2 protein-coding genes are annotated in these 447 nt (G+C 39.4%); both read right to left on the reverse strand.

What is annotated here, in order from left to right; translation table 11 throughout:
• A partial coding sequence (gene ssb / locus JKP71_RS09530) for a single-stranded DNA-binding protein (protein ID WP_200407812.1) occupies positions 1–210 on the reverse strand: 210 nt, incomplete at its 3' end.
• Positions 207–389 carry a hypothetical protein gene (locus JKP71_RS09535; RefSeq protein ID WP_200407813.1) on the reverse strand — a complete coding sequence of 61 codons (183 nt, stop codon included), beginning with the start codon at positions 387–389 and terminating at the stop codon, positions 207–209. The genes JKP71_RS09535 and ssb, both read right to left, overlap by 4 nt.
• Between the last annotated feature and the right edge of the window lie 58 nt (positions 390–447).

The following is a 447-nucleotide window of genomic DNA, read 5'->3' on the forward strand; positions in this document are numbered from 1 at the left end:
TAAAGCCCCTTTTTTAGCCCAATTTACCATGTTCTCAGCTTGTTGGCGCCAGATCACACAATTAATAAAATCTGCTTCACGTTCGCCTTTAGCATTTTTAAATTGACGATTAACAGCTAAAGAGAAGGTTGCAACAGCTTGGTTTTGTGGGGTATATCTCAGTTCAGGATCACGTGTCAGACGGCCTACTAAAGTAACGTTATTAATCATTTAATTTCCTCATTTTTTCCCTGCTCCACAAGCTCCAGCCACGCTTTGACTTCACTTATATCCTCTTCAGTCGCAAAGTCTCTAATATATCTACGGGCCTGTCTTCGAGCAGTATCATGCTTAGTTTTGTCAGGGTTTTTTGCTTCCCACTTACGATTTGCTTTTAATTCTTCTGTCATAGTACCTCTATTTTAACATAATCACAGCCTTTACAGAATGCTTTATAAAGCGTGTTGC

The sequence above is a fragment of the Lactococcus taiwanensis genome (assembly GCF_014905395.1).
Lineage (GTDB): Bacteria > Bacillota > Bacilli > Lactobacillales > Streptococcaceae > Lactococcus > Lactococcus taiwanensis.

Excerpts from the sequence above, each read along its gene's own strand:
- JKP71_RS09535 (WP_200407813.1), bottom strand. The coding sequence starts at position 389 with ATGACAGAAGAATTAAAAGCAAATCGTAAGTGGGAAGCAAAAAACCCT.